Annotated in this window: 10 protein-coding genes; 5 read left to right on the top strand and 5 right to left on the bottom strand. The window is 61.4% G+C overall.

The features are described from left to right. Positions 1–107: 107 nt before the first annotated feature. The 4 genes from rpoC (at position 108) to ACP7B7_RS13570 (ending at position 6241) form a co-directional block, all read left to right on the top strand. Positions 108–4355, top strand: coding sequence for a DNA-directed RNA polymerase subunit beta' (gene rpoC, locus ACP7B7_RS13585; protein ID WP_308923503.1), 4248 nt, complete (start codon positions 108–110; stop codon positions 4353–4355). Positions 4356–4397: 42 nt separating this feature from the next. Next, entirely contained in the window at positions 4398–4574 is a 177-nt protein-coding gene (locus ACP7B7_RS13580; RefSeq protein WP_308923504.1) for a hypothetical protein, read from the top strand. Between the two features lie 140 nt (positions 4575–4714). Beyond that, the gene (locus ACP7B7_RS13575; RefSeq protein ID WP_308923505.1) at positions 4715–5323 is read left to right on the top strand and encodes an ArsR family transcriptional regulator; all 609 of its coding nucleotides are present in this window, start codon (positions 4715–4717) and stop codon (positions 5321–5323) included. Positions 5324–5401: 78 nt separating this feature from the next. Continuing rightward, positions 5402–6241 carry an HDOD domain-containing protein gene (locus ACP7B7_RS13570; RefSeq protein ID WP_308923506.1) on the top strand — a complete coding sequence of 280 codons (840 nt, stop codon included), beginning with the start codon at positions 5402–5404 and terminating at the stop codon, positions 6239–6241. A gap of 49 nt (positions 6242–6290) precedes the next feature. On the opposite strand, the gene ACP7B7_RS13565 is transcribed toward ACP7B7_RS13570, so the two are convergent. The 4 genes from ACP7B7_RS13565 to ACP7B7_RS13550 form a co-directional block, all read right to left on the bottom strand. Continuing rightward, the gene (locus ACP7B7_RS13565; protein WP_426077009.1) at positions 6291–6773 is read right to left on the bottom strand and encodes a hypothetical protein; all 483 of its coding nucleotides are present in this window, start codon (positions 6771–6773) and stop codon (positions 6291–6293) included. A 135-nt stretch (positions 6774–6908) separates the two neighbouring features. Beyond that, the gene (locus ACP7B7_RS13560; protein WP_426077008.1) at positions 6909–8711 is read right to left on the bottom strand and encodes a DUF885 domain-containing protein; all 1803 of its coding nucleotides are present in this window, start codon (positions 8709–8711) and stop codon (positions 6909–6911) included. A gap of 112 nt (positions 8712–8823) precedes the next feature. After that, complete coding sequence (locus ACP7B7_RS13555; RefSeq protein ID WP_426077007.1) at positions 8824–9921, bottom strand: M48 family metallopeptidase; 1098 nt, start codon at positions 9919–9921, stop codon at positions 8824–8826. After that, positions 9918–11084, bottom strand: a complete 1167-nt coding sequence (locus ACP7B7_RS13550; RefSeq protein WP_426077006.1) for an HPP family protein — start codon at positions 11082–11084, stop codon at positions 9918–9920. The genes ACP7B7_RS13555 and ACP7B7_RS13550 overlap by 4 nt, the downstream gene beginning before the upstream one ends. Before the next feature lie 206 nt (positions 11085–11290). Here ACP7B7_RS13550 and ACP7B7_RS13545 point away from each other — a divergent pair, with 206 nt between their 5' ends. Beyond that, a complete protein-coding gene (locus ACP7B7_RS13545) occupies positions 11291–11794 on the top strand; it encodes a thioredoxin family protein (RefSeq protein WP_308923511.1) in 504 nt (167 codons plus the stop codon). On the opposite strand, the gene ACP7B7_RS13540 is transcribed toward ACP7B7_RS13545, so the two are convergent. Continuing rightward, on the bottom strand, positions 11787–13039 hold a 1253-nt coding region (locus ACP7B7_RS13540; RefSeq protein WP_426077005.1), incomplete at its 5' end, for a methyl-accepting chemotaxis protein. The genes ACP7B7_RS13545 and ACP7B7_RS13540 overlap by 8 nt on opposite strands.

Genomic DNA, 13039 nt, shown 5'->3' with positions numbered 1-13039 from the left:
ACCCAATAAGCGTCATTTGGTTTGGGAAACACAAAGCCCGGCTGGGAAACCATGCCGGGCAATGTAGTCTCAGGAATATAGAAATTTAATCACCTCTGGAGTGATACATGAAAGCACTGCTCGATCTATTCAAGCAAGTACAGACCAACGAGACCTTCGATGCAATCAAGATCGGTCTCGCTTCGCCTGAGAAAATCCGTTCGTGGTCCTACGGCGAAGTCAAAAAGCCGGAAACCATCAACTACCGTACCTTCAAGCCTGAACGCGATGGCCTGTTCTGCGCCAAGATCTTTGGCCCGATCAAGGACTACGAGTGCCTGTGCGGCAAGTACAAGCGCCTGAAACACCGCGGCGTGATCTGCGAAAAATGCGGCGTCGAAGTCACGCTGGCCAAAGTGCGCCGCGAGCGCATGGGCCACATCGAGCTGGCGTCGCCGACCGCCCACATCTGGTTCCTGAAGTCCCTGCCATCGCGCCTGGGCATGGTGCTGGACATGACGCTGCGGGACATCGAACGCGTGCTGTACTTTGAAGCATATGTCGTGACCGATCCCGGCATGACCCCGCTGAAAAAGTGCCAGATCATGTCGGAAGACGACTACGCCGCCAAGTACGAAGAGTACGGCGACGACTTCACCGCCTTCATGGGCGCCGAAGGTATCCGTGAACTGCTGCGCTCGATCGACATCCACCGCGATGCCGAAACGCTGCGCGTGGAACTGAAGGAATCGAAGTCCGAAGCGAAGATCAAGAAATACGCCAAGCGCCTGAAGGTGCTGGAAGCGTTCCAGCGTTCGGGCATCAAGCCGGACTGGATGATCATGGAAGTGCTGCCGGTGCTGCCGCCGGAACTGCGCCCATTGGTACCGCTGGACGGTGGCCGTTTCGCGACCTCGGATCTGAACGATCTGTATCGCCGCGTGATCAACCGTAACAACCGCCTGAAACGCCTGATGGAGCTGCGCGCTCCGGAGATCATCACGCGCAACGAAAAGCGCATGCTGCAGGAAGCGGTCGATTCGCTGCTGGACAACGGCCGTCGCGGCAAAGCGATGACCGGCGCCAACAAGCGTCCGCTGAAATCCCTGGCAGAGATGATCAAGGGCAAGGGCGGCCGTTTCCGCCAGAACTTGCTGGGCAAACGCGTCGATTACTCCGGTCGTTCGGTCATCGTCGTGGGCCCGCAATTGAAACTGCATCAGTGCGGCTTGCCGAAACTGATGGCGCTGGAACTGTTCAAGCCTTTCATTTTCAATAAACTGGAACTGATGGGCCTGGCAACCACGATCAAGGCAGCGAAAAAGCTGGTCGAGATCCAGGAACCGGTGGTGTGGGATATCCTGGAAGACGTGATCCGTGAACATCCGATCATGCTCAACCGTGCGCCGACGCTGCACCGTCTGGGTATCCAGGCGTTCGAGCCGGTCCTGATTGAAGGCAAGGCCATCCAGCTGCACCCACTCGTCTGCGCGGCATTCAATGCCGACTTCGACGGTGACCAGATGGCGGTCCACGTTCCCCTGTCGATCGAAGCACAGATGGAAGCGCGTACGCTGATGCTGGCGTCGAACAACATCCTGTTCCCGTCGAACGGCGAACCGTCGATCGTGCCTTCCCAGGATATCGTGCTGGGTCTGTACTATGCCACGCGTGAAGCGATCAATGCCAAGAACGAAGGCATGATGTTCCCGGACGTGTCGGAAGTGATCCGCGCCTACGACAACAAGGAAGTCGAACTGACGACCCGCGTGACCGTGCGGATTACCGAATACCCGAAAAACGCCGAAACCGGCGAATTCGAAAAAACGGTGACCCGCTACGAAACGACGATCGGCCGTGCGATCCTGTCGGAAATCCTGCCTAAAGGCCTGCCTTTCTCGGTGCTCAATCGTGCACTGAAAAAGAAAGAGATTTCCAAGCTGATCAACACGTCGTTCCGCAAGTGCGGCCTGCGCGCCACCGTGGTGTTCGCAGACAAACTGATGCAATCGGGTTTCCGCCTGGCGACACGCGCCGGTATCTCGATCTGCGTCGACGACATGCTGGTACCGCCACAAAAAGTCACCCTGATCGCGACGGCCGAATCGGAAGTCAAGCAGATCGAGCAGCAGTACGCTTCGGGTCTGGTGACCGCCGGCGAGCGTTACAACAAGGTCGTCGATATCTGGGGCAAGACCTCGGATGAAGTCGGCAAGGCCATGATGGACCAGCTCAAGGTCGAAGACGTGATCAAGCGCGACGGCACCAAGTCGACGCAGGAATCGTTCAACGCCATTTACATGATGGCCGACTCCGGCGCGCGCGGTTCCGCAGCCCAGATTCGCCAGTTGGCCGGTATGCGTGGTCTGATGGCGAAACCGGATGGTTCGATTATCGAAACGCCGATTACCGCGAACTTCCGCGAAGGCCTGAACGTGTTGCAGTACTTCATTTCCACCCACGGCGCTCGTAAAGGTCTGGCCGATACGGCGCTGAAAACGGCGAACTCCGGTTACCTGACGCGTCGCCTGGTCGACGTGACGCAGGATCTGGTCGTGATCGAAGATGATTGCGGCACCATGAACGGCGCCCTGATGAAAGCGCTGGTTGAAGGCGGTGAAGTCATCGAACCATTGCGTGACCGTATCCTCGGCCGCGTGACGGTGCACGATGTCGTCCATCCTGAATCGCAGGAAACGCTGTACGAAGCCGGCACGCTGATGGACGAAGACATGGTCGAAGAGATCGAACGTCTGTCGATCGACGAAGTCAAGGTCCGTACGCCACTGACTTGCGACACGCGCTTCGGCCTGTGCGCCAAGTGCTATGGCCGCGACCTGGGCCGCGGCATGCTGGTCAACGCCGGCGAAGCCGTCGGTGTGGTGGCAGCGCAGTCGATTGGTGAGCCGGGTACCCAGCTGACCATGCGTACCTTCCACATTGGTGGTGCGGCGTCGCGTGCGGCAGTGGCATCGTCGGTGGAAGCCAAATCGAACGGTACCATCCGCTTCACGGCAACCATGCGTTACGTGACGAACGGCAAGGGCGCGCAAATCGTCATTTCCCGTTCCGGCGAAGTGCTGATCACCGACGACCATGGCCGTGAGCGCGAGCGTCATAAAGTACCGTACGGCGCGACCCTGATCGTCAAGGACGGCATGGTCATCAAGGCCGGTACCGCGCTGGCGACATGGGACCCGCTGACCCGTCCGATCATTACCGAATACGCCGGTCAAGTGCGTTTCGAGAACGTCGAAGAAGGCGTCACCGTTGCCCGCCAGGTCGACGAAGTGACCGGTCTGTCGACTTTGGTCGCGATCGATGCAAAACGTCGCGGTTCGCTGACCAAGACCCTGCGTCCGCAAGTCAAGCTGATCAACGACGCGAACGAAGAAGTCAAGATCGCCGGCACCGAACACTCGGTGGCGATCGGCTTCCAGGTCGGCGCGCTGATCATGGTCAAGGATGGCCAGGCGGTATCGGTCGGTGAAGTGCTGGCACGTATCCCGACCGAATCGCAGAAGACACGCGATATTACCGGTGGTCTGCCACGCGTGGCCGAGCTGTTCGAAGCCCGTTCCCCGAAAGACGCCGGCATGCTGGCGGAAGTCACGGGTACGGTTGCGTTCGGCAAGGAAACCAAGGGCAAGCAGCGTCTGGAAATCACGGACATGGACGGCAACAAGCACGAGTTCCTGATTACCAAGGACAAGCAAGTGCTGGTGCATGACGGCCAGGTCGTGAACAAGGGCGAGATGATCGTGGACGGCCCGGCCGATCCGCAAGACATCCTGCGCCTGCTGGGTATCGAAGCGCTGGCGCGTTACATCGTTGACGAAGTGCAGGACGTGTACCGTCTGCAAGGCGTGAAGATCAATGACAAGCACATCGAAGTGATCGTGCGTCAGATGCTGCGCCGCGTTCAGATCGTCAATGCCGGCGACACCAACTACATCGTTGGCGAGCAGGTGGAACGTTCGGAACTGCTGGACGAGAACGATCGCATGGCGCAAGAGAACAAGATTCCTGCGACCTACGAAAACGTCCTGCTGGGTATTACCAAGGCATCGCTGTCGACCGATTCGTTCATCTCGGCCGCATCGTTCCAGGAAACCACCCGCGTGCTGACCGAAGCGGCGATCATGGGCAAGCGCGACGGTCTGCGCGGCCTGAAAGAGAACGTCATCGTCGGCCGCCTGATTCCTGGCGGTACGGGCCTGGCCTTCCACCGCGCACGCAAAGAGAAAGAAGCGTGGGAAGTCGAAGAGCGTCAAGCGCTGCTGCTGGCCGAGAAAGCCTCGATGGCCGGCGAAGCTGCCGAAGCGTTGCAGGACATTGAAACGCAAGCCCAGCATCACCACGGCGACGAAGCGTAACACTAGCTACTAGCTGACAAGAACGGCACCCGGGAGAAATCCTTGGTGCCGTTTTTTTATGGTCTCTTCGTCGCGCACGCAAAGAGAAAGAAGTACGGGGTGGGCGAAGAGCGTCAAGCCCTGCTGCTGGCCGAGAAAGCCTCGATGGCCGGCGAAGCTGCCGAAGCGTTGCAGGACATCGAAACGCAGGCCCAGCATCACCACGGCGACGAAGCGTAACACTAGCTACTAGCTGACGAGAACGGCACCAAGGAGAAATCCTTGGTGCCGTTTTTTTATGCCCAATCGAATCATGCTGTTCGCTGCTCAGGCGCTCTTCTCACGCCAGTTTCCAGCGTGCTCGTGCTAAGATCTGGCGCATGATCGCCCAAGCCCTGTTCACTCCCGCCCAGCAAAAGCTGCTGGGACTGCTGTTTGTCCGCGTCAACGAAGGCTTTCATCTGAACGAGATCATGCGGCTGACGGGTCTGGGCAGCGCGTCGGCGCAGCGCGAGTTGCGGCGGCTGCATGATGCGGGGCTGATCACGTCCGAGCGCATCGGCAATGTGCGGCGCTTCTGGCCGAACAAGGAAAGCCTGGTGTATCCCGAGTTGAGCGGCCTGGTGCAAAAGACCTTCGGCCTGGTGGGAGTGCTCAGCAGCACACTGGCGCCGTTGCGCGCCCAGCTGCAGCTGGCCTTTGTGTCCGGCGCCACCGCCAAGGGCCAGGATCTTCCCGGCAGCGCCATCGATCTGCTGCTGGTGGCCGAGGAGGCCAATTACGGCGATTTGTTGACTCGCCTGGCGCCGGCCGAGCGAACCTTGCGCCGCAAAATCAATCCGAACCTGTATACCCTGGCCGACTACCAGCGCCGGCTGCGCGAGGGCCAGCCGTTTTTGCTGCAGGTATTGCAACAGCCAAAATTGTTCGTGATTGGCGATGAACGCACACTGACGTCGATATCTTTGCCTGAAGTCAGCGGATTTTAATCGCGCGTGAAAACGATGAAGATTCTGATATAAAGTGGTGCAATCTTAAAAGAATATCCGGGACGGACAGACAGGGCGATGAATAAATTACAGGCATTCGGATTGATTGTTTCCCAGGCGGTGCGCGGCGAACTGGTGTTTCCCATCAGTGTCAATTCCGCGCTGCAATTGCAACTGGCCCTGGCGGAACCCGATTGCCATATCGATCATGCAATCAAACTGGTGCTGGCCGAACCCTTGCTGGCGGCGCGCACCGTCGCCCTGGCCAACTCGGCCGTCTACAGCCGCGGCGATGCGCGTCCCGTCACCAGCGTGCGCGCGGCCGTCATGCGCATGGGTTACCGCAATCTGTATTCGCTGGTGGCCGCCATGGTGGTGCGGCAGTTCGGCAGCAAGATCGTCGACCCGGTGCTGCGCCAGAAGGCGGCCCAGCTGTGGGAGCATACGGCGCACGTGGCGGCGCTGGCCCATGTGATCGCGCGCCGCGTGACGCATGTCGATGCCGATACGGCGCTGTTCGCCGGCATCGTGCACGAGGTGGGCGGCTTCTATCTGCTGTCGCGCGCCGACGAGTTTCCCGGCCTGCTGGACGACGATGGCGAGCACTGGATGGAATCGGCCGAGGAAATCATTTCGCGCGAAGTGATGAAAAAGCTGCTGATCCCGCAACCGGTCAGCGAGGCCATCGAAGGCTTGCGCGACGGCCTGCTGGCGATCCCGCCCGATTCCCTGCTCGACACCCTCCTGCTGGCCAAGCAACTGTCGCCCGTGCCGTCACCGCTGCAAACGACGTTTATCGAGATGCTGACGCCGTCCGATTCCGTGATCGACTTCATTATCGACAACGACACCCTGCAAAGCATTCTGGCCGAATCAAACGAGGAAGTGCGCTCGATGAGCGCGGCGCTGCTGGTGTAGCTAACACTATGGAAGGCGGAGCTTGTTCTCGGGGGGAGCAGCTTAATGTTCAGGAGTGCCTATTACCTGCTTTGTTGAGGCGAGGAGGGTAGTCTTTAATGAGATCAAGCTCCCATCTCGGAATGTATTCCAATAGATCAGAGGAAAAGGTTACCCATGCGATTGTGCAGTTTTCACGAATGTGGCGAACGGTCTCCACACCTGGACTGAGTTGATGGGCTTTGCCTATGCTGCGCCGAAATACGCTTTTATCGATACACAGTTTGCCGTTATGCAAAATGTTAAAGCCGCGCTGGGCGTCATCTTGGGCAATTTTATCGGGGCGGGATTCGAGATAGATGGGATTTAGGTGTTGACGCCAAACCTGCCCCCTTAAGCCATTCTTTCCCGACGCCTTGCCGATGTACTCAATGCTGTCATCATGTTTTGATCTCCAGACATACAGGCCAGGTAACGTGGGCACCATCTCGCGTGTCAACGTCATAGGGTTGTGTGTAATTGCTAGCAACTCCTTGAGTTCTTCGTAGGTCATTTTGGCAATAAGTATTCTTGCGTTGAGTTAGCCTATCTGCTGGACTGAAACAGTAAGGGTATGAGCATTGTGTGCACCTGAAAAAAACGGCAGCCCAATCATGGCACTGCCGTTTTGTCTTCAGGGATTGTCTGCTTACTTCTGCTGCGCGATCCAGCGGTCCACTTTCGCTTCCAGCAGTTTCAGGGGCAGGGTACCGTCGCCCAGTACCACCTCATGGAATTTCGGCAGGCTGAACTTTTCCCCCAATGCCGCTTGGGCGCGCTGGCGCAGTTCGATGATTTTCAGCGCGCCGATCTTGTAGCCCAGCGCCTGGCCCGGCCACGCCATATAGCGTTCCGTTTCGCTTCTGGCCACGGCGTCGTAGCCCAGGGTATCGCGCATGTACTTGATGGTTTGCTCGCGCGTCCAGCCCTTGGTGTGCAGGCCCGTGTCAACCACCAGGCGCACGGCGCGCAGCATCTCGTCGTTCAGGTGGCCGAAGTACTGGGCCGGATCGTCGAACAGCCCCATTTCCTTGCCCAGGGTTTCCGCGTACAGGGCCCAGCCTTCCGTAAACGCATTGTTGCCGCCGAAACGGCGGAAGTTCGGCAAGTCCATTTCCTGTACCAGCGCCAGGTGGAAATGGTGGCCCGGCTTGCCTTCGTGCAGGAACAGAGTGGTCATGCCCGTGTCGCCATACAGTGTCGGGTCGGTCACCACCGACCAGAACACGCCCGGGCGCGAGCCGTCGGCGGCCGGCGCCGTGTAGTGGTCGGCGGCCGTGTCGCGGCTCAGTTCGGGCTCCAGGCGCAGGTCCAGCGGCGCCTTTGGCACCAGGGTGAACAGCGCCGGCAATTTGGTGTCGAGCAGAACGTTGAGTTTGCGATACACATCGAGCACTTCCTGGTCGGTCTTGAAGGGGCGGTATTTCGCCTGTTCCGAGACCCATACCGGCAGGCCGGCGGCCGGGCCCGTGTAACCCATTTTCGGACCGACGATGGCGTACTGGCCCTGGATGCGCGCCACTTCCTTCAGGCCGATCGCATGGATCTGTTCCGGTTTCATGTCGGTGGTGGTGCTCGACGCCACGCGCGCCTGGTACCAGGCGGCGCCGTCGGGCAGGGCGCTCCAGCCGCTGCTGGCGCGGCCGGCCGGCAGATACTCGGCTTCCATGAAGGTGGCCAGGCGCTGCAGGGCCGGCATCAGTTTTGTGCCGACGACCTCGGTATATGCCTGCGTCAGGCGCTGCTTGTCGGCCTCGCCAAAGGCGGCCGGCAGGTTCTTGACGGGCGTGTAATACACGCTCTCTTGCGGCGTGGCGCTGACCAGTTTCTTGAACTGCGGCAGGGCGGACTCGATCAGCGCCTTCGGCAGCACGATCTTCTTTTGCATGCCGAGCCGCATATTGGCGATGGCCTGGTCGATCCAGCCGGGCAGCTGGTTCAGTCGGCTCAGGTAGGCGTCATACTGGGCGACGGTGACCAGCGGCTGCGACGCTTCGCCGCCCGCATAGTTGGCCAGGGTGACGGGCATGCTGTCCATCTGGTTCAGCGGCAGCAGGTATTCCGGGAAGCGCTCGAACGACAGGGCGGTGGCCAGTTCGTAGTCGAGGATGTCGTAGTTGATCTGGTCCTGCTGCGACAGCTGCTGGCGGCTGATGGCGCGCAAGGTTTTCTGGTACTGGCGGTACAGGGCAAACTGTTTGGCGCGCGCGGCCGGCACGATGGCTGAGCCGAGCTGGTCGTCAAAACGGTTGTCGCCGCTTTCGGTGGCGTTGATCGGCTCGAAACGGGCCAGGGCATCGTAGTACTGGTCGGCCACCACCTGCAATCGCTGCTTGGCTTGCGGCGCGCTGACGGCGACAGGCTTGGCGGCGGGCTGGGCCGCTTGCGACATGGGCGCAAAGGCCAACAACAGGGAGGCGGCGAGGGTGCCGAGAGCGTAACGATGCTTCATGCGCGATATCCTTGGTAAGGAGAATGAACGGGATGGCGGTGTTTGGATGTCCAATCGCCGGGGCGTAAGCATACGCCATCGTTTAACTCGCTTGCAGGAAATATTGCGTGGTTTAATTCTTGTCGCCCGCTGGTAGTGCCGCTTTCATGGCCTGCCAGTGGCGGCTGCTCAAGGGCAGGCAGTCAGGGCAGGGAGTGGCGCCGATCAGCGCCGTGACCCGTTGCACGCGCGCCGCCGTTTGCGGATGCGAGGATATCCAGCCGGGCGCTTGCGCCTTGTCCTGGTCTTCCTTGCCCAGCTTCTGGAAAAAGGTCAGCATGCCGTCCGGGCGTATGCGGGCGCGTTGAAGGGCTTGTACGCCGAGCCGGTCCGCTTCTTCCTCCATGTCGCGGCTGAAATACATGGTGCCGGCCTGGTGTGCCAGCATGGCGGCCACGGCGCTGATATCGCCGATGGTCACGGCCACCAGCGCACCCCAGCCGAGGCTGGTGATCATCTGCCGCAGCGAGTGGCGCTGTTCCACATGTTGCACTTCATGCGCCAGCACGCCGGCCAGCTCGCCCGGACTGCCGGCCTGGCGCAGCAAGCCCGTATGCACGACAATAATGCCGCCCGGCATGGCAAACGCATTGACGCTGTCGTCCTGCTTGACGAACCAGCGGTACTGGTAGCGCGAGCCTGTGGTAAGGCGCTGGCCGATCTGCTGCACCGTCTGCTGCGCGGCGCCGCTGCCGGCCAGGCTGCCTTGGGACCGTACTTGCGCCAGCGCCAGCTCGCCCAGCTGTTTTTCGGTCGACAGCGGGATCAGGCCGGCCAGCGCGCCGATGGCATTATTGCCCTGCCACCAGAACAAACCGCCGGCCAGCAGCGCCGCACCCGTTATCCCGGCCAGCCAGCCCGAGACCTGCCGCCGGTTCTGCTTGCGCTCGCTCCACAGTTTCTGCAGCGATGGCTGCAGCGAAGCCGGTGCCTCCTGCAGCACGGTGGCGATGGCATCCGGGCCCAGCGGTTGGAGCGACGCCTGCCGGCCCTGCGCATCAAGCCAGTTCAGGAACAGTTCGGGCCGCTCCATGCCACCGACGCTGACAATGAGCTGGTCGACGGCCACGCTGGCGCCCAGGTCGTGCAGCACCAGCTGGTTGGCGAAGAAATGCGCGGTGACGGGCGTGCTGCCCGCAGCACTGGAGAGCAGGGCGTCAAACGGTTTCATGCGGCGGCCTCGGCAAAGCGCGTTTCATACAGGGCCGCCATCAGGTCGGACTGGCTGATAATGCCGGCCAGCCGGTCTTCGCCGTCGACGATGGGGATATGGTGGTAGCCGGCATCGGCCATCAGCGGCACCAGGTCGATGATGGGTGTGCCCAGGTGCGCCGTGTGCGGCTTGTGCGTCATCAGCTGGCCGACAACTTCCGGGCGTTCGGTGTGCGACAGGCCGGTGCGCTGCAAAATGGTGCGCAGGCGATGGCGCATGCCCTGGTAATCGTCGAGGCCGCCGTGGCGCAGGAAGTCGGTCTGGGTGATGATGCCAATCACGCGGCGCGCGCGGTTCAGCACGGGCAGGGCGCCGATATCGTGCGTGCGCATGGTGTGCCAGGCTTCGTCGAGCGGCGTGCCGAATTCCACACTGCGTACATCCTTCGACATGATATCCAGGCAGGTGACGACGCCGAAGCGGCGCTGCCAGGCGCGCAGTTCGGTTTGCAGAAAGATCGCCTGCAAGTCGTCGCGGCTGATATCGAGCACTTCGCCGTGCTGGCGCAGCACGGCGTCGAGGTCGTCGGCCGTAAAGCCCAGGCGGGCGCTCGGCACCTCGTCGCGCGTCGCATGCGGATGGGCCGCTGTCAATTGCTGGGTGTGCGGATAGCGGCGCCCCGTCAGGTTGTTGTACAGCACGGCGCAAGCGACCAGGATGGCGGAGTTGAACAGGACTGTCACGAAGACGAATTCAAAGCCGGCCGCCTGCACGCTGGCGCCGCCGACCACGGTGGTCAATGCCACCGCGCCGCCCGGTGGATGCAAGCAGCGCAGGGCGAACATGGCGGCGATCGCCAGGCAGGCGGCCAGCGCCGCCACGCCCACGCCGGGCCCCAGCCATTTGACGCAGGCCGCGCCCACCAGGCCGGACACGACATTGCCGCCCACCACCGACCATGGCTGGGCCAGCGGGCTGGCCGGCAGGCAGAACAGCAGCACGGCGGAAGCGCCCATCGGCGCGATCAGGTAGATGCTGGCACTGTCCGGCGCCAGCAGGAAATGGCAGGTGATACCCGTCAGCAGCAAGCCGCAGATGGCGCCCGCGCAGGCGCGCAGTTGTTCGCGGCGGCTGCCGTTGTTCGGTTGCGGCAGCCAGCGTGCCAGGAAAGAAGTCGTCATGGTGGGAGGGCGCGTTCGCGTTGCTCATGCAGAGCGGGACATTATCTCATGCGTTTGCATTCGTTGCCGCGCATGCTTATACGTTTTTCGCATAAGCACAGTGCAAATCAGTTGTAGATATTTCTGCGCAGCAGGCATATTCTAGACAGTCGCGCTCGCCGATCCTGGCCAGCCTGCCTCATGTCCTATTTTCCTGGAGCCCCCGCATGCGTCTACTTTCTACTGTTCTTGCCAGCCTGCTGCTGTCCGGCGCCGCCATCGCCGCCGCGCCCACGCCGGCCCCGGCCGCCAATGCCCAGCATCTGCCGTACAACGCGGCGGCCGACGCCAAGGCCGACGTGGCGCACGCGCTGGCCGAAGCGAAGGCGGCTCATGTGCCGGTGCTGCTGATCTTTGGCGCCAACTGGTGCGAGGACTGCCGCGCCCTCGACAAGGCCTTGAAGGAAGGCAAAAATGCCGAGCTGATGCAGAAAGAATTCAAGGTCGTGAAAGTCGACGTCGGCAATTTCGACCATAACCTGGACGTGGCCAACGCCTATGGCAATCCGCTGAAAAAAGGCATTCCGGCCGCCGTGCTGGTGTCGAGCAGCGACAACCAGGTGCTGTACGCCACCAAGGGCGGCGAACTGGCCAATGCGCGCCGCATGAGCGAAAGCGGCATCCACGACTTTTTCAAGAACGCCGCCACGCTCAAGCAGCCGGCTATCTGATCAGAAGGCTGGTGCCTGGCTGGTGGGCAGCCGGGTTGCCGGCCTCCTCCAGTTTGAACACACTGACCACCTGCGCCAGGCGCGCCGCCTGATCCTGCAATGACTGGGCGGCGGCCGCCGCTTCTTCCACCAGCGCCGCATTTTGCTGGGTCGCATCATCCATCTGCGTCACCGTCGCATTGACCTGCGCGATGCCCTGGCTTTGCTCCTGGCTGGCGGAGGCGATTTCGCCCATCAGGTCGGCCACCTGCTGTACCGACACGACAATATCCTGCATGGTGGCGCCGGCCGCATCGACCAGCTTGCTGCCGGCCTCCACCTTGCTGCCCGAATCGACGATCAGCTCCTTGATCTCCCTGGCTGCGGCAGCCGATCGTTGGGCCAGGTTGCGCACTTCGGTGGCGACCACCGCGAAGCCGCGTCCCTGTTCGCCCGCACGCGCCGCTTCGACCGCAGCATTCAGCGCGAGAATATTGGTTTGAAAGGCAATCCCGTCGATCACGCCGATAATGTCCGCGATCTTCTTCGAACTTTCCGTGATCGCGCCCATCGTTTGCACCACCTGGCCGACCACGTCACCACCCTTGATGGCGTGGCCGGAAGCCGATACCACCAGCTGATTGGCCTGGCGCGCATTGTCGGCATTCTGCTTGACGGTCGAGGTCAGCTCTTCCATGGCGGCCGCCGTTTCTTCCAGGCTCGATGCCTGGCTTTCCGTACGTGCCGACAGGTCCAGGTTGCCGCTGGCGATTTCGCTCGACGCGCTCGCAATCGCCCCGGTACTGTCGCGAACTTCGCGTATCGTCACGTTCAATGATGCGACAAAGCGGTTGAAGGCCGCAGCCAGGGCGCCCACTTCATCGCCGGACTCCACCACCATGCGGCGGCTCAGGTCGCCATTGCCGCTGGCGATATCGCCCAGCATGTCGGCGGCGCGCGCCACCGGGGCGGCAATCGCGCGGCTGATCATGTAGATGATCAGCAGGGCCACGCCGCCGCCGACCAGGCCGGCCACCAGCGCGGCGATCAGCGCCGAGCGCATCACATTGCCCAACACTTCCGCTTCCGGCACTTCGGCCACCACGTACAAATTCAATTCCGGCACGAATGAGGCGGCAACAAAGCGTTTGCCGCCCGGTGCGCTGTAGATGGCGGACGCGTATTTTTTGGTTCTTCGCGGGGAATGGGGGAAGACGGGGTTGACGATCTGAGCGGGAGGTGGCGGCGGTGGCCTGATGTTGGTAG

Origin of the sequence: Janthinobacterium sp. PSPC3-1 (genome assembly GCF_049896105.1) — a bacterium.
Taxonomy (GTDB): Bacteria; Pseudomonadota; Gammaproteobacteria; order Burkholderiales; family Burkholderiaceae_D; genus Janthinobacterium.
This window is presented reverse-complemented; position numbering and strand designations above follow the sequence as displayed.

Excerpts from the sequence above, each read along its gene's own strand:
- ACP7B7_RS13560 (WP_426077008.1), bottom strand. The coding sequence starts at position 8,711 with ATGAAGCATCGTTACGCTCTCGGCACCCTCGCCGCCTCCCTGTTGTTG.
- rpoC (WP_308923503.1), top strand. The coding sequence starts at position 108 with ATGAAAGCACTGCTCGATCTATTCAAGCAAGTACAGACCAACGAGACC.
- ACP7B7_RS13570 (WP_308923506.1), top strand. The coding sequence starts at position 5,402 with ATGAATAAATTACAGGCATTCGGATTGATTGTTTCCCAGGCGGTGCGC.
- ACP7B7_RS13565 (WP_426077009.1), bottom strand. The coding sequence starts at position 6,773 with ATGACCTACGAAGAACTCAAGGAGTTGCTAGCAATTACACACAACCCT.
- ACP7B7_RS13555 (WP_426077007.1), bottom strand. The coding sequence starts at position 9,921 with ATGAAACCGTTTGACGCCCTGCTCTCCAGTGCTGCGGGCAGCACGCCC.
- ACP7B7_RS13550 (WP_426077006.1), bottom strand. The coding sequence starts at position 11,084 with ATGACGACTTCTTTCCTGGCACGCTGGCTGCCGCAACCGAACAACGGC.
- ACP7B7_RS13545 (WP_308923511.1), top strand. The coding sequence starts at position 11,291 with ATGCGTCTACTTTCTACTGTTCTTGCCAGCCTGCTGCTGTCCGGCGCC.
- ACP7B7_RS13575 (WP_308923505.1), top strand. The coding sequence starts at position 4,715 with ATGATCGCCCAAGCCCTGTTCACTCCCGCCCAGCAAAAGCTGCTGGGA.